The sequence below is a fragment of the Pseudomonas sp. HY13-MNA-CIBAN-0226 genome (assembly GCF_040310305.1).
GTDB classification, from domain to species: domain Bacteria; phylum Pseudomonadota; class Gammaproteobacteria; order Pseudomonadales; family Pseudomonadaceae; genus Aquipseudomonas; species Aquipseudomonas gregormendelii.
Window position 1 is genome coordinate 1 of record NZ_JBEOPS010000014.1, and the last position, 22,937, is coordinate 22,937.

General features: G+C 60.5%; 17 protein-coding genes and 2 pseudogenes. 9 read left to right on the forward strand and 10 right to left on the reverse strand.

What is annotated here, in order from left to right:
* Nucleotides 1-408: 408 nt before the first annotated feature.
* A complete protein-coding gene (locus tag AAEZ05_RS16380; protein WP_350648075.1) occupies nt 409-1,407 on the reverse strand; it encodes a bile acid:sodium symporter family protein in 999 nt (332 codons plus the stop codon).
* An 85-nt stretch (nt 1,408-1,492) separates the two neighbouring features.
* Between AAEZ05_RS16380 and AAEZ05_RS16385 the strand changes: the two genes are divergently transcribed.
* Complete coding sequence (locus tag AAEZ05_RS16385) at nt 1,493-2,281, forward strand: AraC family transcriptional regulator (RefSeq protein ID WP_045059034.1); 789 nt, start codon at nt 1,493-1,495, stop codon at nt 2,279-2,281.
* A gap of 113 nt (nt 2,282-2,394) precedes the next feature.
* Here AAEZ05_RS16385 and treS read toward each other — a convergent pair whose 3' ends face one another.
* The gene (gene treS / locus AAEZ05_RS16390; protein ID WP_350648077.1) at nt 2,395-4,461 is read right to left on the reverse strand and encodes a maltose alpha-D-glucosyltransferase; all 2,067 of its coding nucleotides are present in this window, start codon (nt 4,459-4,461) and stop codon (nt 2,395-2,397) included.
* A 200-nt stretch (nt 4,462-4,661) separates the two neighbouring features.
* Between treS and AAEZ05_RS16395 the strand changes: the two genes are divergently transcribed.
* The 3 genes from AAEZ05_RS16395 (at nt 4,662) to AAEZ05_RS16405 (ending at nt 8,627) form a co-directional block, all read left to right on the forward strand.
* Nucleotides 4,662-5,060 (forward strand): sigma-70 family RNA polymerase sigma factor, encoded by a 399-nt coding sequence (locus AAEZ05_RS16395; RefSeq protein ID WP_350648079.1) that lies wholly within the window; start codon nt 4,662-4,664, stop codon nt 5,058-5,060.
* Nucleotides 5,057-6,031, forward strand: coding sequence for a FecR domain-containing protein (locus tag AAEZ05_RS16400; protein WP_045059031.1), 975 nt, complete (start codon nt 5,057-5,059; stop codon nt 6,029-6,031). Before AAEZ05_RS16395 ends, AAEZ05_RS16400 begins: the two co-directional genes overlap by 4 nt.
* 154 nt (nt 6,032-6,185) lie before the next feature.
* Nucleotides 6,186-8,627 carry a TonB-dependent siderophore receptor gene (locus AAEZ05_RS16405; protein WP_350648082.1) on the forward strand — a complete coding sequence of 814 codons (2,442 nt, stop codon included), beginning with the start codon at nt 6,186-6,188 and terminating at the stop codon, nt 8,625-8,627.
* A 6-nt stretch (nt 8,628-8,633) separates the two neighbouring features.
* On the opposite strand, the pseudogene AAEZ05_RS16410 reads toward AAEZ05_RS16405, so the two are convergent.
* The 3 genes and pseudogenes from AAEZ05_RS16410 to AAEZ05_RS16420 form a co-directional block, all read right to left on the reverse strand.
* Nucleotides 8,634-9,448: pseudogene (locus AAEZ05_RS16410) on the reverse strand (tripartite tricarboxylate transporter permease); the annotation flags it as partial.
* Between the two features lie 208 nt (nt 9,449-9,656).
* Complete coding sequence (locus AAEZ05_RS16415) at nt 9,657-10,745, reverse strand: polyamine ABC transporter substrate-binding protein (protein WP_350648084.1); 1,089 nt, start codon at nt 10,743-10,745, stop codon at nt 9,657-9,659.
* Nucleotides 10,746-10,797: 52 nt separating this feature from the next.
* A complete protein-coding gene (locus tag AAEZ05_RS16420) occupies nt 10,798-12,099 on the reverse strand; it encodes an NAD(P)/FAD-dependent oxidoreductase (RefSeq protein ID WP_350648086.1) in 1,302 nt (433 codons plus the stop codon).
* 148 nt (nt 12,100-12,247) lie between these two features.
* Between AAEZ05_RS16420 and AAEZ05_RS16425 the strand changes: the two genes are divergently transcribed.
* Entirely contained in the window at nt 12,248-13,147 is a 900-nt protein-coding gene (locus tag AAEZ05_RS16425; protein WP_350648088.1) for a LysR family transcriptional regulator, read from the forward strand.
* Here AAEZ05_RS16425 and AAEZ05_RS16430 read toward each other — a convergent pair.
* Nucleotides 13,144-13,365, reverse strand: a complete 222-nt coding sequence (locus AAEZ05_RS16430) for a hypothetical protein (RefSeq protein WP_045059026.1) — start codon at nt 13,363-13,365, stop codon at nt 13,144-13,146. The two genes, AAEZ05_RS16425 and AAEZ05_RS16430, sit on opposite strands and share 4 nt — an antisense overlap.
* 201 nt (nt 13,366-13,566) lie before the next feature.
* Between AAEZ05_RS16430 and AAEZ05_RS16435 the strand changes: the two are divergent.
* A pseudogene (locus AAEZ05_RS16435) lies at nt 13,567-13,653 on the forward strand (cytochrome C); the annotation flags it as partial.
* Nucleotide 13,654: 1 nt separating this feature from the next.
* Here AAEZ05_RS16435 and AAEZ05_RS16440 read toward each other — a convergent pair.
* Nucleotides 13,655-14,308 carry a peroxiredoxin gene (locus AAEZ05_RS16440; RefSeq protein ID WP_045059024.1) on the reverse strand — a complete coding sequence of 218 codons (654 nt, stop codon included), beginning with the start codon at nt 14,306-14,308 and terminating at the stop codon, nt 13,655-13,657.
* Between the two features lie 243 nt (nt 14,309-14,551).
* The gene (locus tag AAEZ05_RS16445; protein WP_045059023.1) at nt 14,552-14,881 is read right to left on the reverse strand and encodes a hypothetical protein; all 330 of its coding nucleotides are present in this window, start codon (nt 14,879-14,881) and stop codon (nt 14,552-14,554) included.
* 181 nt (nt 14,882-15,062) lie between these two features.
* Here AAEZ05_RS16445 and potE point away from each other — a divergent pair, with 181 nt between their 5' ends.
* The 3 genes from potE (at nt 15,063) to AAEZ05_RS16460 (ending at nt 19,247) form a co-directional block, all read left to right on the forward strand.
* Nucleotides 15,063-16,472, forward strand: a complete 1,410-nt coding sequence (potE, locus tag AAEZ05_RS16450; RefSeq protein WP_045059022.1) for a putrescine-ornithine antiporter — start codon at nt 15,063-15,065, stop codon at nt 16,470-16,472.
* The gene (locus tag AAEZ05_RS16455; protein WP_350648091.1) at nt 16,469-18,754 is read left to right on the forward strand and encodes an Orn/Lys/Arg family decarboxylase; all 2,286 of its coding nucleotides are present in this window, start codon (nt 16,469-16,471) and stop codon (nt 18,752-18,754) included. Before potE ends, AAEZ05_RS16455 begins: the two co-directional genes overlap by 4 nt.
* Before the next feature lie 91 nt (nt 18,755-18,845).
* Nucleotides 18,846-19,247, forward strand: a complete 402-nt coding sequence (locus tag AAEZ05_RS16460; RefSeq protein WP_045059020.1) for a hypothetical protein — start codon at nt 18,846-18,848, stop codon at nt 19,245-19,247.
* Nucleotides 19,248-19,307: 60 nt separating this feature from the next.
* Here the strand turns inward: AAEZ05_RS16460 and ligD are convergent, their stop codons facing one another.
* The gene (gene ligD / locus AAEZ05_RS16465) at nt 19,308-21,935 is read right to left on the reverse strand and encodes a DNA ligase D (protein WP_045059019.1); all 2,628 of its coding nucleotides are present in this window, start codon (nt 21,933-21,935) and stop codon (nt 19,308-19,310) included.
* Nucleotides 21,936-21,938: 3 nt separating this feature from the next.
* Nucleotides 21,939-22,931, reverse strand: coding sequence for a methyltransferase (locus tag AAEZ05_RS16470; RefSeq protein ID WP_350648093.1), 993 nt, complete (start codon nt 22,929-22,931; stop codon nt 21,939-21,941).
* Between the last annotated feature and the right edge of the window lie 6 nt (nt 22,932-22,937).

Genomic DNA, 22,937 nt, shown 5'->3' on the forward strand with positions numbered 1-22,937 from the left:
TTGAAATACAAAACGCCCGATGCGGTGCATCGGGCGTTGGGGTGAAACAGATGTAAACCTATTTCAGGACTAGACAAGTAGGTGGCCAGTGCTGGTCTCCGGCTTACAAGGTTTATCAGGACTCCCACACAAGCGCTTTGTATGTACTGCACTAGTGCTTCACACGGCATCAGGGCTGGATCTCAGCGCGGAGATCTTTCTAACCGTGTACCCTTCGGAACGCTGCCCCGCGTCTCCTCGCTATCCGCTTGCGCATCAGTCTGCGTCTTCACCTACACCTTCAGGATAGCAAAAACCCTCGATTTTCAAACTGCTCGATTAGATTGATTCGCTCTGGCGCTAGAACCTTGTGAAGATAAAACCTGCCTGCAAAATTGCCTGCCGTTGAATGCGAATCCTACTGCCACATCAGGGGTCCACCTGCTCCATCAATTCGGCGACGCTCTCCTGGCGCTTGGCATAACGCTGCGCCAGCACTGCACAGACCATCAGCTGAATTTGATGGAACAGCATCAGCGGCAGGATCAGCACGCCGATGGTGCTGCCGGCGAAGAGCACTTGTGCCATCGGCACCCCGGTGGCCAGGCTCTTCTTCGAGCCACAGAACAGGATGGTGATACGGTCTTCCTGGTTGAAACCGAACACCTTGCCCAGCACCGTGGCAGATGCCAGCACCAGCGCCAGGAAGATGCAGCACACCAGTACCAGGCCCGCCAGCTCCCATACCGGAATCAGCTGCCAGATGCCCTCGTTCACCGCCTCGCTGAAAGCACCGTAGACCACCAGCAGGATCGAGCCCTGGTCGACGAATTTGAGCCAGCTCTTGTTGCGTTCCACCCACGCCCCTATCCAGCGTCGGGCGATCTGCCCGGCAATGAACGGCAGCAGCAATTGCACGCTGATCTTCATGATCGCATCGAGGGTTGACCCGCCGTCGCCGTGCACGTCCAGCATCAAGGTCACCAGCAACGGCGTCAGGAAAATCCCGAACAGGCTGGACGCCGCCGCGCTGCAAATGGCCGCCGGGATATTGCCCCGGGCCAGGGACGTGAAGGCGATCGCCGATTGTACGGTCGCGGGTAACGCACAGAGGTACAGCATGCCCATGTACAGCTCGTCGCCAATCAGTGGCGTCAACAGCGGTTTGAGCGCCAGCCCCAGCAGCGGGAACAGCACGAAGGTCAGGCCAAATACCAAGAGGTGCAGGCGCCAGTGACCGGCGCCGGCAATGATCGAGTCACGGGAAAGTTTGGCACCGTGCAGGAAAAACAGCAGCGCAATGGCGATGTTGGTCAACCAGCCGAAGCCCACGGCGACCTGACCGCTGGCAGGCAGCACGCTGGCGATAACGACCACACCAACCAGGGTCAGGGTGAAATTGTCGGGCAGGAAACGAGGGCGAGTCATCAGATCATCATCCGGGGGTTGCCAAGTACGTGGCACCGACTCTAACGTGCCTGCTGATTACCGACTAACGCCGATGAGTCAGCTGATGCCGCCTAAAGGACATGAAAAAAGCGTAAGGCGCAGTGTACCGGGGCTTCCCAGCCTGCCCAGACCGGTCTACGGTCGTACCGAATCACTACCCAATCGCGCGTTAACCCGCCGCCACAGTCACCCATGGGTGCAGTTGTCGTACGCGATTCAGGGCGTGCTGGAGGTGCAGACCAGTGTGGGCCGCTTCGTAGCGCCACCCGAACGGGCGGTATGGATACCGGCTGGTATGCCGCATCGGGTGTTCAGCTCGCCGCGCACGGAAATGCGCAGCCTGTACCTGGATTGCAGCGTGACGCAATGGGCACCGCCGCGTTGCCATGTGCTGGGGGTCAGTGATCTGCTGCGCGAGTTGATCAGGGCTTTCAGTAAAATCCCCATAGAGTATGAGCAGCACGGCGCCCATGGGCGGCTGACTCAGGTATTGCTGGACCAGCTCGCCGAGGCGCCGACGATCGACTTGATGCTGCCGCTGCCTCAGGATCTGCGTTTGCGGCAGATCTACCAGAGCCTGCAGGCCCATCCGGAACAGCAGACAACCCTGGCGCACTGGAGCCAGAAATTCGGCGTGACGGAAAAGACCCTGAGCCGCCTCTTCCTGCGCGATACCGGCCTGACCTTCCGCGCCTGGCGCCAGCGTCTGCGCCTGCTGGGCGCGCTCACCCCGTTGGAACAGGGAGAACGAGTGACCGATGTGGCGCTGGCCTGCGGTTACGAATCGACCTCGGCATTCATTGCGGCGTTTCGGCAGCAGTTTGGCGAAACGCCGGGGGAGTTTTTTCGGTAGATGCTGGTGGCTGCAAGCTGCCCCTGCAGGAGCTTGGCTTGCCAGCGATGGCGGCATCAAATGCACCATCGAATCGCCGGCAAGCCGGCTCCTACGAAGACTTTTGTGCAGCGTTAATTCATAGGCGAAGTGCTGACCACCCGCAGCGCCAGGCCCTCATAGGCATCCAGGGTGATGGTGAATTCACCCTCGGCCGTGAGGTCGCCTTCCACTCGTTCATTAATGATGTCGACCACCGGGCCCGGCGCGATGTTGGGCAGGTGCAGGGTTTCGGTGATCGGCGTCGAGCCGAAATTCAACGCGGTGATTTGCGTGCCTTTGCCGGCGGGCAACTCATGCACCATGACCAACAGCCCAGGGTGCTGCACATCCGGCACCAGGATCTGGCGGCTGGCGGCGATGTCATAGGCGCGGCGCGCGGCGAGGATTTTCTGCAGCTGAGACACGAAGGAGTCAGGGTCGTTTAGCTGCGTCGGCAAGCTGCCATAAAGCGTCTTCGGCCGCGGCATCTGTCCCGCGGACAGGGGCGCATCAGGGTTCAGATCGACCAGGTCGTAGGCCCCCCGATGGATCCAGCGGGTATCGCCATCGAGCATCAAGTGCTCGACCTGTTCCGCGGGCAATGGCAAGGCGCCCACCAGATCCCAGCCAGACAAGGCAAACACCCCTGGCTGCATCGCGTTGTACATCACCAGCAGCAGGTGCACCTGACGGATCTGCGCGATATCTGCCGCAGTGATAGCGTCAAGATCACGAATCCCCAATGCCGCCGTGATGATGCTCGCCGTAGTGCAAGACACGCCGTTGGTGACGAATTTAAGGTTATAGGGGGCATGTTCGCCGGCCAGGCGTTCGTACATCTGTTCGCGGATGTGCTCGCGCAGGATATTGCCGGGGAAGGTCTGGCCCTGATACAGGTAGGTATCATGGGCGTGCAGCGTCCAGAAGTGCACCAGCTCCAGGGTCAGCTCGTCGTGGTTTTGCAACGCGTGGATAAGCGAGCCGGGGTCGATGCCCAGGGAGTGCATCTGACGCAGCATCAGGCGCAGGAATTCGGTATCCCCCATCAGCAAGGCATGCTGGTAGGCCGGGCGGGTGATGAAGTCATAGGACAGGTCCGCGCCGCCGTGGGACATGGCGGCGATGTCATCCACGGTCAGGTTCAACTCCTGGAAACTGAACCCGCCGGCCTTGCGGATCGCCCCGGCCAACAGCTGGTTGCCGGTGATCGACAGCGGGTGACTCTCCGACCAGGCGGTGCCATCGAGCTTGCGCTCCACGCCGAGAAAGCCATTGGCGTCCAGGCGCAGGATCTTTGCGCCCATCACGTCGATAGCGTGCAGGGCGTCGCCGATGATCATCTGCTGCGCAGCGAAGGTCGGGTCCAGCCAGTTCAATGACGGCTGGCCTTCCTTGAAGTAATGCAGGTACACCCAGCGGCGCGGTTTGCCGTCGACGCCGACGACTACCGGTGTGGCGCTCCAGTCGGTCTCCTTGACCCCTGGCTCGAAGAAAATCACCCGCTGCAACTGGCCGACGATGTAATGCTTGTCCCGCAACACATCAACCTGCTGCGGGCTGAGGTTGTGCGCGTCGCGACCTTCCTCGATCTCCGGTAGCAGGGGCCAGTCTTCTTCGCGGATCTCGACCATGTGGTAGAGACCCGGGTAATCCTCGTACGCCATCTCGGCCAGGCGAAAATCCGCGCCCTTGCCGGTGTGCGAAGGAATCACATCGTCGATGATCACCGCGTTATGCGCGGCGGCCATGCGGGTCAGCGCCTGCAACTGCGCCTCGGTGCCCAGTTGCGGGTCGATCTCGAAACTGATGCGGTCGAAGTTACCGTCGATGGTTGGCGTCTGGACCGTGCCGCGCAAACCACCGGACATTTTCAGCGGCCCATTGTGAATACCCTGGATACCGATTTTCGACAGCGCATGCCACAGGGTTTCATCGCCCAGTGCCTCAAGCACAGTGCCGTCTTCGCGGGTGACGATGGATGCCGGATACGCGGTGAACCACACTGAAGACAACGCCGAAGCATCTCGCGGACGGGTATGGGCAAACGGCTGTTGCCACAGGCGGCCCTGCCCCGAGTAGAGCTTGGCCCGCTGGCGGGCGGCGTGCAGCATTGATTGTTGAACCAGCCAGGCCACATGGTTATTTTCCGCTGCCGTCATATAACAATCACCTGTGTTCGAGAATCGAAATCGCAGTCGGCCATTGCACTCCAATAGCACCGCTCGTTTTCATATGAGGGCCTGGGGCGCCATTCGTTGCATCTTCGTCGCGACCAACGCCACTATCGAGTGATTGCAGTGGCCATCATCTCGCAGGTAATATTGAGAGCGATTCTCACTCACATCTGGAAAGCCGACCGGTGCAACCCTCCTCGACCCGCAAGCTGCTGGCGGCTCGGGTCGACCCGGACAGCATCGAACAACCACGCGCCTACCTGTCGACCATCGCCCGTCGGCTGATCTTTGACCGCCACCGTCGGCGCAAACTGGAACTGGCCTATCTGGAACGCCTGTCATTGCTGCCGGAAGCACTGGCGCCCTCCCCTGAAGAGCAGATGCTGCTGATTGAAGCATTGGTCGCCATCGACAAGGCCATCGATGGCTTGCCGTCGATCGTCAAGGCGACTTTCCTTTATAGCCAGCTCGACGGGCTGAGCTACGTGGCCATCGCGCAGAAACTGGGATTATCGGAGCGCACCGTCAGCCGCTACATGAAGCAGGCCCTGCGTCAGTGCTACCTGAGCGAGATCACGCCATGAGCAAGCTGCGCCTGGACCCGGTCAGCGAGCAAGCCATAGACTGGATGGTCAAGCTTCGCGCCGGCACCCCGGATGCCGCATTGCAAACGCGCTTCAATGCCTGGTTGGCGATGGACCCGGCGCACCTGCAGGCCTGGACGAATCTGCAGGAGCGACTCGGGGCATCGTTCAACACCGTGCGCGCCCTGGATCGCCGAGTGCCGGGCCAGGCCGGTGAAGCGCGGCAGATCCTGCTGCAACCCCAAGGCTCTCGACGGGATGCTCTGCGGGTCATTGCCGGGCTGGGTCTGCTGGGCGGCGGTCTGTGGCTCTGCGCCCGCAGTCCGCTGGGGGATTCCTTACTGGCCGACCTGAGCACCGGGCGCGGTCAGCGTCAGGGGTACAACCTCGCAGATGGCAGCCGCCTGAACCTCAACGCCAACAGCGCGGTGGACCTGCGCTTCGACGACCAGCAACGCCTGGTGGTTCTGCGTCACGGCGAATTGGTGATTCAGGTGGCACCCGATCCGCAACGTCCATTGCGTGTGCGCACCGCTCAAGGGCAGGTGCAGGCCCTGGGCACACGTTTCCTGGTGGCCCAGGAACAGGACGCCACCCGGGTCGTTGTGCTGCAGCATTCGGTGCAGCTGCGACTGCCGGACGGCACCACACGGGATCTGCAGGAAGGCCAGTCCGCCCTGCTGGCCACTGGGCGCATCACGCCAACGGCCGGCGACCAGCGTGGTCGCGCCGACTGGCTGGTCGGACGCCTGAATGTGCTCGACGAACCCCTCGAGCAAGTGGTCGAGGCCCTGCGTCCGTACCAGCGCGGATTCATCCGGATTGCGCCGCAGGTGCGTCACTTGCGGGTCCAGGGTGTATTCCCCCTCGACGACCCGGCCCGGACCCTCGCCGCGCTGGCAGAAACCTTGCCGATCCAGGTGGACAGCTACAGCCCGTGGCTGACGTTGATCCGGGCACGAAACACGTGAATGGAACTGGAAGCTGTGACCCTGTGGCGCTCGCCGCAAGAGGGGTGCAAAACTCCAAGCGAAAAATTTTTTTGAAAATACTTCTTATTCGTGTCCGGTTTTCGTTTCTCATCCCACCTATCTCCTGACACTTTCACATCATCAGGAGAACGCTGTGTTCAACCCGTGGCCCCACGCCCTTTCCGTCGCTGTTGCCCTGGCAACCCTGGCCAGCCCCATCCTGGCCCAGGCGCAACCCCTGACCTTCAACCTGCCGGCCGGCCCCTTGGCCGCCACGTTGAATGCGATTGCCAGCCAAAGCGGGCACATCGTCTCGCTTGAACCCGCTCTGGTACAAGGCAAGCAGGCGCCTGCGGTGGTCGGCCGGATGCTCCCCGAACAAGCGATGAACCAGGCACTGACCGGCAGCGGCCTGCAATTGCGCGTGACCGGGCAAGGCAACTTCAGCGTCGAGCCTGGCGCCGATGGCAGCGCGGCAGTGCAGTTGGGGGCGACCACCATCGTTGAGAACAGCGTCGAGGCCACGACTGAAGGCTCCGGCTCCTATGCCGCGCGGGCCGTGACCATCGGCAAGGGAACCCACACCCTCAAAGAAATTCCGCAGTCAGTCACCGTGATGACTCGCAAACAGATGGACGACCAGGGCCTGACCGACCTCAAGGACGCCGCCAACCAGACCACCGGCCTGGTCGGTGTGCAAGGCGTGGGTAAAGGCATGATCCTCACTTCCCGCGGCTTCCAGATAGATGACTGGCAGTACGACGGCGTGCCGATCCCCCGCAACAACTACGCTCTGGGCAACTGGGCGACCCAGGACCTGATCTTCTTCGATCGCCTGGAAGTGCTGCGCGGCGCATCGGGCTTGCTGCAAGGCACCGGCAGCCCTGGCGGTGCGATCAACCTGGTACGCAAACGCGGACAGAACGCACCGACCGTGACCCTCACCGGCAAGGCCGGCTCCTGGGACCGTTACGGTCTGCAACTGGATGCCGGTGGCCCGCTGAATGAGAGCGGGACGGTGCGTGGACGCCTGGTTGCCGACGAGGACGACAGCCATTCGTTCACCGATTATGAATGGAGCAAAACCCACTCGCTATACGGCGCTCTCGACGTCGACTTGCGCGAGGATACCACCCTGGGACTGGCCGTCAGCCGCTCCGACAACGAGTCGCGCCCGATCATTCGCGGCCTGCCCCGCTATACCAATGGCGACGGGTTGAACGTGCCCCGTTCGACCTTCACCGGCGCCACCTGGAACCACTCACAAATTGACTTGACCACTGTGTATGCCGATATGGAACATCGCTTCAACGACGACTGGGCACTCAAGGTCGGTGCAGTGCGCATGACCGAAGACAACGACGCTATAAACCAGCGCCTGCAGTCCTCCGGAGCCGGTATCAATGCCGACGGTAGCGGGGTGCAATATGCCGACTTCGCGACTGACTTCGATGCCACCAAGATCGGCTTGGACATGAACCTCACAGGGCGCTTTGAAGCCTTGTCCATGCCCCAGGAAATCATGCTTGGCAGCAACTACTCAAAGTTGAAGTCCGACGACAAATTCGCCCGCACTTTCAACAACAGCAGCGACACGATTTTCGACATCGACCACCATCGGCCCGAGATCAGCTACGAGGGTTTGCTCAATACTGCCGGTGGCCGCGCAACTCTCAGCAAATACGACATTCGGCAAAAAGGCCTCTACGGCAGCTGGCGGGTCAAGCCGATTGAGCCGCTGACCCTGGTGCTCGGCTCCAGGGTCAGTTGGTACGATTACAGCTACAAATCGGCGGACCAGCGAGCCTTCGCCAATGTTGCCACTACCAATGCGCCAAGCACCATGAGCGAGAACGGTGAAGTCACGCCTTACGCCGGCATCGTCTACGACCTGAACCGCGAATGGGCGGTGTACGCCAGTTACACCGATGTCTTCGAGCCACAGACCGCTCGCACCACCAGCGGCTCGGTGCTAAAGCCGGTGATTGGCAGCAACTACGAAATCGGTCTCAAGGGCGAACTGATGGATGGCAGGGTCAACACCTCCCTGGCGCTATTCCGCTACGACCAGGAAAACCGCGCGGTCAACGATGTGGCCTCGGGGTTCGCCTGTGACGGCTGGTATTGCTCCACTGCTTCGGGGAAAGTCCGCAGCCAGGGGCTCGATGCCGAGATCAGCGGTGAAGTGCTCAATGGCCTGCAACTGTTCGCCGGCTACACCTACAACACCACCAAGTACCTCGACGACCCGGACAATGAAGGCAAGACCTTCAGTACCTGGACGCCCAAGCACATGCTGCGGGTATGGAGCGACTACCAGTTCAGTGGCGACTTCAACCGCCTCAGCACCGGCTTGGGCTTCACCACGCAAAGTCATACCCTGGGCTACGAACACACTTACGAGGTGCCGGGCTACACCGTGTGGAATGCCCGCGTCGGCTATCAGCTGACTCCGGAGATCGGCCTGGCGATGAACGCCAACAACCTGTTCGACAAAAGCTACATCACGGCGGGGTATAACCAGCTCAATGGCAATAACAACTATGGCGATCCACGCAACCTGATGTTCAGCGTCAAATACACTCCCATCTTTTAAGCCGGCTCAGTCGTCCTCATGCAGCTTGATGCCACGGGCATGCAGCAGCGGCGGGACCACCAGCACCAGCAGCGTCAACGCCAGGAACGCAGCCGATATCGGTTGCGTGACGAAGATAAGCCAGTCGCCCTCGCTGATCGACAAGGCGTTTCGCAGCTGTTTTTCCGCCATGGGCCCCAGCACCATGCCGACGATCACCGGGGCCACAGGGAAATCGAATCGCCGCATCAACACCCTGCCCCAACCGATCCCGAGCATCAACAGCAGATCGAACGAGGAATGGCGCATGCCGTACACGCCGATCGTGGCAAACACCAGGATGCCGGCATTGAGGTAGGGCCTGGGGATCTGCAACAGCTTGACCCACAGGCCCACCAACGGCAGGTTCAACACCAGCAGAATCACGTTGCCGATGTACAGCGAAGCCACCAGCGTCCACACAAGGTCCGCAGAGGTTCAAAGAGCATCGGCCCCGGCTGCAGGTTGTAGTTCTGGAACGCTGCCAGCAGTATCGCCGCAGTGGCTGAAGTGGGGATGCCCAGGGTCAGCAGCGGCACCAGCGAGCCGGTGGCGCTGGCGTTGTTCGCCGCTTCGGGGCCGGCGACGCCCTCAATGGCGCCCTCGCCTTTGTTCGCCGAGAACTCCTTGGGGTATTTGCTCAGTTTGCGTTCCGTGGAATAGGACAGGAAAGTCGGGATCTGCGCACCGCCAGCCGGAATCGAGCCAAACGGAAAGCCGATCAGGGTTCCGCGCAGCCAGGCGGGCACCTAGCGTTTCCAGTCCGAGCGGGTCATCCACAGCGAAGTCAGGCGATGTCGGCCGGAGTTGTTTTTATAAGCCTGCGATTCCACACAGCGTAGTACAGGCGCGCTGTGACGGTGTGGCGATCCCCTGCAGGAGTGAGCCTGCTCGCGATGAGGGCGTATCAGGCGACATCGTTGGTGGATGTCATGCCGCTATCGCGAGCAAGCTTTGCTCCCACAGTGATCTCTGCCAGACCCGTGCGGAGGGGATCAGGCTATCGAAACCTCAGGTATTGGTCTTCAATCGAGTCCACAAGCGCGTACTCAACCGCGCAATCGCCGCTGGCAACTCCTCGACCGTGAACAGCTTCTCCAGCACCGTCTTTGGCGGATAGATCGCCAGGTCCTGCTTCACCGCCGGCACCACATATTGATCCGCCGCCAGATTGGGGTTGGCGTAGTGGATGCTGTTGCTGATATTGGCAATCACCTGCGGATCAAGCAGGTAGTTCATGTAGGCGTAGCCGTTCTTCTCGTGCGGTGCGCTCTTGGGCATCACCACCATGTCAAACCACAGGGTCGAGCCCTCATCAGGAATCGAATAGGCGATGTTGATGCCATTGTTGGCATCCTTCGCACTGGCCGCCGCCTGTACCACGTCGCCGTTGAAGCCGATCACTGCGCAGACATTGCCGTTGGCCAGGTCGCTGATGTACTTGGAGGCATGGAAGTACTGCACATACGGGCGGATTTTCAGCAACGCCTGCTCGGCCTTCTTGTAGTCCGCCGGCTCGTGGCTGTGGGGCGCAAGGCCCAGGTAGTTGAGGGTGATCGGCAGGATCTGCGTGGGGTTATCGATGATCGCCACGCCGCACTGGCTGAGCTTCTTGATGTTCTCTTCGTCAAAGAACAATTTCCAGGAACGGGTAATATCGGTGTTGCCAAAGATCGCCTTGATCTTCTCGACGTTGTAGCCAATGCCTGCCGTGCCCCACATATAGGGGTAGCCATACTGGTTGCCCGGGTCGTTGACCTCAAGCTTGTGCAGCAATACCGGGTCGAGGTTTTTCCAGTTCGGCAGCTGGCTCTTGTCGAGCTTCTGCACGGCGCCGGCCTTGATCAGGCGCGAGAGAAAATGGTTTGAAGGGCTGACCACGTCATACCCTGTGTTGCCGGTCATCAGCTTGGATTCCAGCACCTCGTTGCTGTCATGAATGTCGTAGGTGGCCTTGATCCCGGTTTCCTTGGTAAAAGTAGTCAGGGTGTCATCGGCGATGTAGCCGTTCCAGTTGGAGATATTGACCACTTCATCCGCGTAACTGGCTGCCGGGAACGAGGCGAGCATGACCATCAGGGTAAGGTTGTTGATGCGCATTTTCTGTCACCGTGTGTGCTGAGTTGTTGTTCTTGGTTGATCGACGGATGTTCTAGATTTCAGTTCTGGCCCTGACTGACTCCACACGCATGCGCAGCATGGCACCGATATCCAGCAACGGTTTGGGTGGCAGCCAGCCGGGTTGGGCTCGGCGCATCACCGATTGCAGGACTGGCGAATCGACGCCAGAGGACATTTCAGCCAGCAACCGCCCCCACAAAGTGCCGCGTGCCACGCCGGAACCATTGCAGCCGGCCACCGCATAAACCCCCTCCTCGACCTTGGCGAAGTAAGGCTGGCCGCTGCGCGATGCACTCAAATGTCCGGTCCAGGTGTACTGGATGTCCTGCGCGCCGAGGAATGGGAAACGCCGCTGCAAACCCAGCACATGATGTTCACGGCGCACTCGCAGCTCGCTGGCGGACAAATCCCGCGACCGGTATTCCGCCGTGTTGCGGATCATCACCCGGCGGTCCGGGGTCAAGCGCACGGTGGCGCCCAGCGGGCGGGTGGACAGCACGCCCCAGGGCTCGACCGCGCCGATTGCCTGGTACTCGGCGTCAGTCAGCTGCCGGGTGAGGCTCGCGCTGAGCTCCATCGCAAACGTTGCGCTGTCGTCGATGCCCGAACGCGAGATGAATGCATTCAGGCATACCAGCACCTGCTGCGCTTCAATTCGGCCGGCAACGCCATTGGCGCGCACGCGCCCCTGACTCAGGCGCTCCAGACCGGTGATGTCGGTGTTTTCGTAGAGGGTGACGCTGGCGGGCAATGCATCCAGCAAGCCCTTGACGTACTTCGCCGGCTGCAACAACGCGTTGCCATTGCCGCACCAGATAGCCGCCTGGTAATGCCGGGTGCCCAGCTTGTGATACAGCGCCTCGCCTTGTAGAAAATGCGCCGAAGCACCCACCGCGCGCAGGGTTTGCAGCTTGTCCTCGACCTGGGTCAATTTGCCGGGATCGCTCACCGCAAAAAAGTAACCATCGTCGCGAAAATCGCATTCGATGCCATGCCGGGCGATACGCTGGCGCACTTCGAGGCTTGCAACCCGGGAGATCTCGGTGTCCACCTGATAATTGGCAAAACCCTTGCTACCCAACAACTCATCGGTGCCCGGATGTTCGTGGGCCACGGCAAACCCTGAGTTGCGCGCCGAAGCGCCTTGCGCCGCACGCTGGCGATCAACGATCACGATGCGGGCCTGAGGGTGCATCTGCGCGAGGGTGTGGGCGGCGTTCAACCCGGTAATCCCAGCCCCGATAATCAGCCAGTCAGCCTTCTCGGTACCCTTCAGGGAACCGCGCACGGGCGCGCTGCCCGCCTGCGCAATCCAGCCACATTCATTGGTCATGCATCACCTCGATCCACTGTTGTCCCGCCGTGGGCACTGCCCTTTCCCATGCGCTGAACGCATGAGAAACCTCGGCCTTGACTGGAATTTAGAGTGTCATCGGTGATAAAACCAACGTTATAAAATCATCGAAGTATTCGGAAAACGCATGGATAAGCTTCGTCACGTGCCGTCGCTGCAAGCAATGCAGGCGCTGGTGGAAGTCGCCAACTCGGGCAGCTTTACGCAGGCCGCATCAAGGCTGTGCCTGACTCAAAGCGCTGTGAGTCGGCAAATTCAGCAGCTGGAGAGTCACTTCGGTGTGGCGTTGTTCGTGCGCACCAGTCGCTGCCTGAGTCTCACGCCCCAGGGCGAGCAGGTGCTAACCAGTGCCCGCAGCATCCTTGAGCAACTCAAGGCCCTGGAGGAACGGCTGGCCCCCAGGGAGCGTCCGTTTCGCATCCGCATGCACGTATCCCTGGCGGTGCGCTGGCTGCTGCCCAGGCTGAGCGAGTTCTACCGATCTCATCCCGAGGTTTTGCTGTCGATCGAGACTGTGGCAACTGAAGTGGTGGAGCCAGCCGTCGACAGCGACGCCTACATCCTCTACCTGGCGCAACCCTCGAATGATCCGCAGTCCATGACGCTGTTCGAGGAAGCGCTAGTGCCCGTCTGCGCGCCGGGGCTGGCTGACCCGCTGCGAGCAGTTGAAGACCTGGTGCATTGCACCCTGCTGCATCGCTCCTCGGACCGGCATGACTGGATAAAATGGTTGGCAGCCAACGGCGGTGGACCGCTGGAGCGCTACCGGCACATTCCTTTCAACCTGGATGAACTGGCACTGGATGCGGCTGCACGCGGGCTGGGTGTGGCGATGACAGACCTGACCCTGGCGGGCGAGTCGGTAGATCGAGGCGTGTTGGTGATTCCCTTCGGCAAGGCGCTGAAGACAACGGGCGTGTATGCGCTGATCCTGCAACCCTCAGCGAGCACGCATCCGGCCTGTGGGCTGATCCTTGAGTGGTTTGCCCAGCAGGCCGAGGGGGAAATCGCGAACCCCGAAAGCTAGGTGCCGTTACCGATGCCCTCGGTCGCCTGGGCAAACGCCACACCGGCCTCGCGCACCAGCTGACGCCATTCATAGCTGTTGATCAGACCGGTACGTTCCATCTCGTCAGCGGCCTTGAGGAGCTCATCGTACTGCTCTTCACAATCCATGCGAATCAACGGCTCCTTGAGCAGTTGGTACCAGGCCGCCATTGCTTGCTGCTTTCGATCGTCGTTCATGGCCAGACTCCAACGGTTGTTTCTGGTTGGGCGTCTGGTGCAGATAGCGGTTCCCGGGTGCCGACATACGGCGATTAACCTCATTATTGTTAGTGGCAGATGCTGATCCGCGCGCCCTTTGCAGGGCCGCGTGGACAGTTTTCAGGGGGAATCAGGCGATCAGACGAACAGGCTCAGTGCACCGGTCAACAGCGCCAACGCTTGCTCAGTCTTCCCGGCACCCGCGCCGAGCTGATCAAGGCGATGCGGGCACGAGGCATCGCGATTGAAGACGGGATGGGCAACTGAGCTATTTCGGTTGCGCGACTGTGCGCAAATAGGGTTTTACCGTTTTAAAACCGTCCGGATACTTCTTCTTCGCGTCTTCATCGGAAACCGAAGTCGGGATGATCACGTCCTCGCCCGGGCGCCAGTTCACCGGGGTGGCCACGGTGTGTTTGGCATTGAGCTGGATGGCATCGAGCAGTCGCAGCACTTCATCGAAGTTGCGCCCGGCGCTCATTGGGTAGATCAGCATGGCCTTGATCTTCTTGTCCGGGCCGATGATGAACACCGAGCGCACGGTGGCGTTGTCCACGGCCGTGCGCGCGCCGCCACTGGCATTGGGGTGGATCATGTCGTAGAGCTTGGCCACCACCAGGTTCTCGTCGCCGATCATGGGGTAATTCACCGCGTGGCCCTGGGTTTCCTCGATGTCCTTGGCCCAGCTTTGATGGTTACCCACCGGGTCAACGCTGAGCCCGACGATCTTGGTGTTGCGCTTGTCGAACTCGGGCTTGAGCCCGGCCATGTAGCCAAGTTCAGTGGTGCACACCGGGGTGAAGTCCTTGGGGTGGGAAAACAGGATGGCCCACTGATCGCCAATCCATTCATGGAAATGCAGCGTGCCCTCGGTGCTCTCGACGGTGAAATCCGGTGCTTCGTCGCCAATACGAATGGTCATGTGCGTTCTCCTCGCGGTGAAGGGTTGGGAAACTGCTGGACGGGTCAGTATAGGAGACGGTTGAGGATAGAGGTCCGGGAATGGAGAACCCGTAGAGTCTGATGTGCTGCACAAATCCCGTGCACAACCCTGACCCTGTAGGAGCTGCCGAGTGAAACGAGGCTGCGATCTTTTGATTTTCCAGGATCAAAAGATCGCAGCCTGCGGCAGCTCCTACGGGGAACCCATGGGATTCCAGAGTGTTTACCGACGTGCCAGCTTGTATCGGACACAATCCTCATAAAAGCCTTGGCGAATGGCCGCCGGCTTGATCCGCGAGGGGCTGTCGTAGGTCTGTTCGGTGATGCCCATGGCCATCATGCGCATCCACGGTTTGGTGAATTTGTAGGTCTGCAGCTTCTGCCGCGCTGCGTACAGCGACACTCCCGCCAGCTTCAACTCCTGGGCTTTAGCGGCCGTCCCCGCGCCCCAACTGCACATGTAACGATCATTCGTCTTCAGTTCCCTGGCTTCGGTCATCGTCGCCACACTGGCCAGCCCGCACGACATTAACGCGATCATCACACTGCGCATGTAGATTCGATCCTAACAATTTGAAATTAAATTGATTCTGATCAAAACCCGCAACGTTCGGGGCCAGTAAAATGCCTTACGCCTACATGAGAATAGTTCTTGATAAATCCAAGACATTTCTTGCAACATCCATTTTGTTAGCTATAGCTAACACTCCAATGTTCTAAAGTGAGGCAACGGAATGTCAGTCGCAAAGAAAATGACGGTAGGGCAACTGACAATGTTGACAGCCGTCAACATGTTGGGGTCCGGCATCATATTGTTGCCAACCAAACTCGCCGAAGTCGGCGGAATTTCCATTCTTTCCTGGCTGATCACAGCCACCGGTTCCCTCGCGCTGGCTTATGCCTTCGCGCGCTGCGGAATGCTCAGCCGCAAGACGGGCGGCATGGGTGGCTACGCTGAATACACCTTCGGCAAGGCCGGCAACTACCTGACCAACTACACCTACGGCGTGTCGCTGTTGATTGCCAACGTAGCGATCAGCATTACGGCGGTCGGCTATATACAGACGCTGTTCGACGTCAAACTCGATTCGCTGCAAGTAGGCCTGGCGACCATTGCGTTGCTGTGGATCACCACGTTCGCCAACTTCGGCGGCGCGCGGATTACTGGCAAAATCGGTTCGATCACCGTCTGGGGCGTGATCGCACCTGTGGTCCTGGTTTCCACCGTCGGCTGGTTCTGGTTCGACAGCAGCGTCTACGCGGCGGGATGGAACCCGCACAACATGGGCTATCTGGAAGCAGCGGGGGCTTCGGTCGCAATCACGTTGTGGGCTTTCCTGGGCCTGGAATCGGCGTGCGCCAACACCGACGCCGTGGAAAACCCGGAGAAGAACGTACCGATCGCCGTACTCGGCGGCACCTTGGGCGCAGCGGTGATCTACATCGTCTCCACCAACGTGATCGCCGGCATCGTCGGCAATCCGGAGCTGGCCTCCTCCACCGCGCCGTTCGGGCTGGTGTTCGCCAAGATGTTCAATCCGATGGTCGGTAACATCGTCATGGCGGCGATGATCCTGGCCTGCATTGGCTCGTTACTGGGCTGGCAGTTCACCATTGCCCAAGTGTTCAAGAGCTCGGCGGATACCGGTTACTTCCTGCCGATCTTCGCCAAGGCCACCAAGGCCGGTACGCCGATTGTCGGCATGTTGATCCTGTTGGCGATCCAGACTGCAATCGGCTTCCTGACCATCAGTCCGGATCTGAGCAAGCAGTTCGACATCCTGGTCAACCTGGCAGTGGTCACCAACCTGATCCCGTACATCCTGTCGATGGCGGCCCTCATGACGATCCAGAAGGTCTCCAACGTACCGGCAGGCAAGGCACTGGCTACCAACATCATTGCCTGGGTCGCCACGGCCTACAGTTACCTGGCGCTGTACAGTTCAGGCGAGCAGGCGCTGATGCTCGGCGGTGTGGCGACGATCTTCGGCTACACCCTGTTCAGCTTCGTCAACAACCGCTTGATTGCGCTTGAAGCGCACAACAACAGCGTACCGACGCAGACGGTCAGCGCCCAGCACATCACGGGCGAACCGGTGCCGGTGAATCATTTGAATACTGTGCCTTTGGAGGTTAGATCATGACGGAATATAAACACTCGCTGGGCATGCTCGCGCTGGTGGTGGGCACTCCCCCGGACAAACGTACCGTTTTCGGTCGCGCCCTGGACCAACTGATCCACGACGTGGAAGAACGCTCCATCAGCGTGTTGATGTCGGAAAGCCTGAGCGACGCGACGTCGATCCTGCGCTCGGACTCGGCCATCCAGTGCGTATTGCTGAGCTGGGAAATGGACGAGAGTGAAGGCCATCAGGAATGCATCAAGCTGCTGACCACCCTGCGCGAACGCAACACTCGGGTGCCGGTATTCCTGATCAGCGACCGCAGCACCGCGTCGAACATTCCGCTGGTGGTGATGCAGCACGCCGATGACTTCATCTGGCTACCGGAAGACACCAGTCGCTTCCTCAGCGGCCGCATCATGGCAGCCATCGAGCGCTATCGGCAGGCCGCTCTACCGCCAATGTTCGGCGCGCTGGTGAAGTTCTCCCGCTCCTACGAATACTCTTGGCACACCCCTGGCCATGCCGGTGGCACCGCCTTCCTGAAAAGCACTGCCGGACGCGCGTTCTACGAGTTCTTCGGGGAAAACCTGTTGCGCTCCGACCTGTCTATCTCGGTCGGCGAGCTCGGTTCGCTACTCGATCACAGCGGCCCGATCGGCCAGGGCGAGCGTTACGCGGCCAAGGTGTTCGGCGCGCACCGCACCTATTACGTGACCAACGGCTCCTCGATGTCCAACCGCGTCATCCTCATGGCCAGCGTCACGCGCGATCAGATCGCCCTGTGCGACCGCAATTGCCACAAGTCGGCTGAACACGCGATGACGCTGTCGGGGGCCATTCCGACCTACCTGGTGCCGACCCGCAATCGCTACGGCATCATCGGCCCGATCCTGCCGCAGACTTTGAGCGCCGAGGGCGTCAAGGCCGCCATTGCCAACAACCCGTTGGTCAAGGAAGGCATCGATTCGACGCCGGTCCACGCCATCATCACCAACTCTACCTACGATGGCCTGACCTACAACGTCACCCGAGTCGAGAAATTGCTGGGGGAAAGCGTCGATCGTCTGCATTTCGACGAGGCCTGGTACGGCTATGCGCGGTTCAACCCGCTGTACCGCGAACGCTTCGCCATGCATGGCGCCCCTGAGGATCACGACGAGTCCCGGCCAACCGTGTTCGCCACCCAATCGACCCACAAACTGCTGGCCGCACTGTCCCAGGCGTCGATGATTCACGTGCGTAACGGCCGTAATCCGATCCCCCATGCACGCTTCAACGAATCGTACATGATGCACGCCTCAACCTCGCCGAACTACGCGATCATGGCCTCATGCGACGTCAGCTCGGCGATGATGGAAGCGCCCAGCGGGCAAATCCTCACCACTGAATCCATCGAAGAAGCGATCAGCTTCCGCCAGGTCATCTCGCGCATGCACCATGAGATGGCCAGCGATGACCAGTGGTTCTTCACCTGCTGGCAGCCACCGACCGTGCAAGTCGGCGCGGCGGCGGTGCCGTTCCACGAAGTCGACCCGGTACTGCTCAAAAGCGAGCCGAACTGCTGGGTCCTGCACCCGAACGAGGTGTGGCACGGCTTTGGCGACATCGAAGACGGCTACTGCATGCTTGACCCCATCAAGGTGTCGGTGCTGAGCCCGGGCATGGGCGACGACGGCAATTTGCTGGAATCCGGTATTCCCGCTTGCGTGCTCACGGCGTACCTCGGTCGCCAGGGCATCGTGGTGGAAAAAACCACTGACTTCACCATCCTGTTCCTGTTCTCCATCGGCATCACCAAAGGCAAATGGGGCACGCTGGTCAACGCCTTGCTCGACTTCAAGCGTGACTATGACGAGAACGTGGAGCTTGAACTGTGCCTGCCGGACTTGTTGGCCGCGAACCAGCAGCGCTATGCCGGCATGGGCCTGAAAAACCTGGGCGACGAGATTTTCGCCGCGATGAAGGAGAACAAGACCACTTCCACCATGGCCCGGGCCTTCGGCATGCTGCCGCAAGCCGAGTTCAGCCCGGTGGAAGCCTATGAGAAGCTGGTGAGGAACGAAGTCGAACTGGTGACCCTGGAAGAAGCTGCCGGGCGCGTTGTCGCGACCGGGATCGTGCCTTATCCACCGGGTATTCCGTTGTTGATGCCGGGCGAGAACGCAGGACCTGCGGATGGGCCATTGCTGGCATATCTGAAGGCGCTGGAGAACTTCGACAAGTCCTTCCCGGGCTTTACCCATGATACGCACGGCATTGAAACCGAGGACGGCGTATCGCGGTTGTTGGTGTTGAAGTGAAGTAAGCGTTTGTGGGGCGGCGGGTGTGCTCGGTGTAGTGGTGGGTTGAAGGTAGTTTCGGCAGCCGATTCGGCTGCTATGATTGACCACCATGACCAACATGCCTGCGTTCCGCCAACCCTGCCCTCCCGGCGCCTGCGATTGCGGGCGCGATCCGCTGTTGGAAACCCCGGGCGCTGACGTGCGCATCCTGCTGCTGACCCGTGCGGAAGAAAAACGTCTGCTCGAGCGTCTGGAGAACCTCCAGAGCCTTGGTGACCTGGAGCGCTTGCAACGCCGCATGCACGAACAACTGGGCATCCGCGTTGACATTGCGCCAGGCTTCAACGAAGTCCGGACCATGCGCGGCATCGCCATTTCGATCGCCGAACTGCCCGGCTTGTGCCGCAAGACCCGCGCATCGATCCCGGCGGCGATTCGGCGCGGGTTGGAGAAGCATCCTGAAGTGGCTTATGAATTGCTCAATGCCAATGACCTGCTCAGAGATGCGTGAAACGTAGATCAGGGGCAAATCCAGCAAACTTTGAAGCCCGCAATTAACCCGTTGTGAGGCCTACTTTTTCATTCCAACGCGACGGCGCATATCGGCGGTGATGGTCTGGCGGGTTTTTTTCAGGTTTGCCCAGGGCTCATGGCCGACCTCGGCAAGGCGTTCATGCACGTTGTGCACATTCCATTGATTACCGCCCTTCAGCTCTCCTACCTCCTCCCTGAAAATCGGCACTGACACCGGCAGCCCTTCACGGGTGCGCACCGCGTAGGCGCAGATCGTCGTGGCGCCAAGGCCGTTGCGCAGATAGTCGATGAATATCCGCCCGACGCGGTTTTTCGGCCCGGACACGGCGGAAAACCGTTCTGGCAGCAGTTTCGCCATGTGGCTGACAATCGCGTGACTGAATTCTTTCACCTCATCCCAGCCAAGCTTGCGGGTCAGCGGCACCACCACATGAATACCTTTGCCACCGCTGGTCTTTAGGAACGCCTTAAGCCCCAGTTCATCCAGCACCGAAAGGGTCAGCTGAGTCGCCTCGACCATGCTTTTCCAAGGCAGCGCCGGGTCAGGGTCGAGGTCGAGGATGAATCGGTCAGGCCTGTCCAGCTTATCGGACGTGGCATTCCAGGTATGCAGTTCCACCGTGCTCATCTGCACGGCACCGATCAGCGCTTCGGCGTTGTTGATCATCATCACCGGCTGCCCGGTAAGGTCCTTGTCCAAGGTAGTAATGCCCGGGATCGCCAGGCGCTCGGCGTTTTTCTGGAAGAACAGTTCGCCGGCGATGCCATCCGGGGCGCGCACCAGGGCGACCGGGCGATCCTTCAGTTCGGGCAGGATGAATTCGGCGACTCGGGCGTAATACTCGGCCAGTTGCATCTTGGTGGTGCCACTGCTGGCATCGATCACCCGGCCCGGATGAGTAATGCGCACCTTGCCCGCAGCAAGTCCCGCCTGGGATGGCGCCGGGCTGGCTTGCTCTGCGGCGGCTTTTTTGCCGGCAGGCTTTTTGGTTGGAGGGTTCCTGGTAGCAGACTTCCTGGCAGCAGGCGCCGATGCAGCGCTTTTTTTCACCACGGCTGGGCGCTCCTCAGTGATGTCTTTGGCCGGCTTGTCGTCACGCAAGCCATGGAACACCGCGTGGCGCACGGAGCCGTCCTTGGTCATTTCGGCAAAGGCAATTTCCGCCAGCAACACCGGCTTGAGCCAATGCACACCCTTGGCATCGAACCCCGAGGGCGGGTTGGCGACCGAGGGTTTCTTCGCCTTCAACGGCAGCAATTGCGCGTAAATGCTCTTCAGTGTCGTTTCGTTGAACCCGGTGCCCACCTTACCGGCGTAGCGCAATTTGCCGCTGTCGCGATCATGCAAGCCCAGCAACAACGCGCCGAAGGCACTGCGCGAACCCTTGGGATCGGTGTAACCCACCACCACGAATTCCTGCCGATGCTTACACTTGAGCTTGATCCAGTCGCCACTGCGCCGCGACACATAAGGGGAGCCCAGGCGCTTGCCGATCAGGCCTTCCATCTGCATCTGGCAGGCGCTGGTGAGCAAGGCATCCGGCGCTTCGCCGAATGAGTCAGAAAACCGCAGCAAGGGATCTTCGTGAGTTCTGAGGACCGTCGCCAGTGCCACCCGACGTTCTTCCACCGGCACTTCACGCAGGTCGACGCCGTTGAGGTATGGCATGTCGAACAGGTAGTAAAGGATGTTGCCACTGCTGCCCTCTTCGAAGGCATTTTGCAGGGCCTGAAAATCTGGAACTCCCTGCTCGTTGGCTACCACCATCTCACCGTCGAGCCAGGCCGACTCGAGGTCCAGGTCGGTCAGCGCCTTGGCTTGCGCCGGCAGTTTGTGTGTCCAGTCATGGCCGTTGCGGGTGAAGAGCTTGACCTGGCCATGGTCGATACGCGCCATGATTCGATAGCCGTCGAACTTGATCTCATAGCTCCATTCGCCATCCGGGGCTTTTTCGACCAGGGTCGCCAGTTCCGGCTTGATCAGCTCCGGGAGCTTGGCCTTGTGAGCGCCGGTAAGCTTGGCCGAGCGGCCTTCAGGGGCGACCTTGGATGCGGGCTTTTTGACGGGCTTGGGTTTGGCGGCGGCCTTGGCCTTTTTCGGCAGGATGGTGCGGTCGCTGAGCACGCTGTCGGGCACGGCGACGACCACGTCGTAATCGCTCTCGGGCTTGGCCGCGCTGTCCTGATGCTTGATCAGAAACCACTGCTCCTGTTTACCCGGCATGTGCGTGCGCACCAGGTTCCACAACCCGCTGAGCTTCTCGCCCTGCAGTTCGAACTTGAGCTTGCCCTTGGCGTAGGCTTGGGCCGGATCCTCCTGGGGTATCCACACCCCGCGATCCCAGACGATCACATCACCGGCCCCGTAATGTCCCTCGGGAATACTGCCCTCAAAGGTCGCGTAATCGATCGGGTGATCCTCGACATGCACCGCCAGGCGCTTGACCTTGGGATCCAGGGACGGCCCCTTGGGAACCGCCCAGCTCTTCAGGGCTCCGTCGAGCTCCAGGCGGAAATCATAGTGCAGGCGCGAAGCGTCATGCTTCTGGATGCAGAACTGCAAGGCATGGTCTTTGGACTTTTTCTTGCCTGGTCGTTTCGCCGCCGGCTCGGAAGTCGCGGAAAAGTCGCGCATGCGGTTGTAATCGTCGAGGTTCCGGGTCATGGCTCACTCCCCTGATGCCGTTGCAACGCTGCCCCCGATGCCGGGGCCGATGCGCGTGACGATCAACGCTACCACTGCGATCCGCTCGACCCGCTGATAACCCGGAGTCAAGAGTTCCTCGCCAAACACATCGGGATCGATCTCGCGGTAAGTCCAAGCGAACAGTGGCGAGGCCAGGCGCGACGACAACGCTTCGAGGAATGGATCCCGCCCCTCGACCATGGCCACCCCCGTATACAGTACCAGCGAGCCTCCGGCTGCCAGGCGATTGAGCGCCTGTTCGACGATGCGCACCGACAACTGCTCGCCGAACTCGCCACCGCCATGGCGGTATGCGCGCTCACCGGGGTCGGCCATATACGGCGGATTGGCGACTATGAGATCAAACTGGCCGTCGACGTCCTGTAGCACGTCGCTGGCCTCCACTGTGATATTGGCCACCTCGGCCAGGGCGGCATTGACCGTGGTCAGGCGCAATGCCGCCGGGTTGATATCGACCGCCAGCACTTGCGCTTCACGGCGCGCCCGGGAAATCACGATTGCCCCGACGCCAGCGCCGCAACCGATATCCACGGCACGGCGAATCGGCGCAAAGCTCTGCTGCAGGTGCGTATGGATTAACTGCGCAAAGCGATAACTGTCCGGTCCAAAAAAAACCGAATCGGCCGCTTCAGTAGGAAAGCCCGAGTGCACGAATAGCAAATCGTCGAGGCTCGACCAGCGTACGCGACTTTTCAGCCGCCCCTGGCTGTCCACCAGGACGCCGGCCTGCTGCAGCTGGTGCTGTTCATCGACAGGCAGCAGCCCGGACTCGAACGTCCGCGACCAGCCGTAGACATCCCGCAGGTTTTTTGCCGGGCGCGTGGCGTCGCGGTCGAGTACTCGCTGGTGGGTGAGCGGAGTGGGCGTGACAAAATGATAGCCGTCCGCCTGCAGGCGTCTTCCCAGCTGCAATAGAGCCAGTTCGTCGGCGTCCAGTCGTTCTTCCTGATTCATGTGCAG

Excerpts from the sequence above, each read along its gene's own strand:
- AAEZ05_RS16380 (WP_350648075.1), bottom strand. The coding sequence starts at position 1,407 with ATGACTCGCCCTCGTTTCCTGCCCGACAATTTCACCCTGACCCTGGTT.
- AAEZ05_RS16385 (WP_045059034.1), top strand. The coding sequence starts at position 1,493 with ATGCCGCCTAAAGGACATGAAAAAAGCGTAAGGCGCAGTGTACCGGGG.
- treS (WP_350648077.1), bottom strand. The coding sequence starts at position 4,461 with ATGACGGCAGCGGAAAATAACCATGTGGCCTGGCTGGTTCAACAATCA.
- AAEZ05_RS16400 (WP_045059031.1), top strand. The coding sequence starts at position 5,057 with ATGAGCAAGCTGCGCCTGGACCCGGTCAGCGAGCAAGCCATAGACTGG.
- AAEZ05_RS16415 (WP_350648084.1), bottom strand. The coding sequence starts at position 10,745 with ATGCGCATCAACAACCTTACCCTGATGGTCATGCTCGCCTCGTTCCCG.
- AAEZ05_RS16420 (WP_350648086.1), bottom strand. The coding sequence starts at position 12,099 with ATGACCAATGAATGTGGCTGGATTGCGCAGGCGGGCAGCGCGCCCGTG.
- AAEZ05_RS16425 (WP_350648088.1), top strand. The coding sequence starts at position 12,248 with ATGGATAAGCTTCGTCACGTGCCGTCGCTGCAAGCAATGCAGGCGCTG.
- AAEZ05_RS16430 (WP_045059026.1), bottom strand. The coding sequence starts at position 13,365 with ATGAACGACGATCGAAAGCAGCAAGCAATGGCGGCCTGGTACCAACTG.
- AAEZ05_RS16440 (WP_045059024.1), bottom strand. The coding sequence starts at position 14,308 with ATGACCATTCGTATTGGCGACGAAGCACCGGATTTCACCGTCGAGAGC.
- AAEZ05_RS16445 (WP_045059023.1), bottom strand. The coding sequence starts at position 14,881 with ATGCGCAGTGTGATGATCGCGTTAATGTCGTGCGGGCTGGCCAGTGTG.
- potE (WP_045059022.1), top strand. The coding sequence starts at position 15,063 with ATGTCAGTCGCAAAGAAAATGACGGTAGGGCAACTGACAATGTTGACA.
- AAEZ05_RS16455 (WP_350648091.1), top strand. The coding sequence starts at position 16,469 with ATGACGGAATATAAACACTCGCTGGGCATGCTCGCGCTGGTGGTGGGC.
- AAEZ05_RS16460 (WP_045059020.1), top strand. The coding sequence starts at position 18,846 with ATGACCAACATGCCTGCGTTCCGCCAACCCTGCCCTCCCGGCGCCTGC.
- ligD (WP_045059019.1), bottom strand. The coding sequence starts at position 21,935 with ATGACCCGGAACCTCGACGATTACAACCGCATGCGCGACTTTTCCGCG.
- AAEZ05_RS16470 (WP_350648093.1), bottom strand. The coding sequence starts at position 22,931 with ATGAATCAGGAAGAACGACTGGACGCCGACGAACTGGCTCTATTGCAG.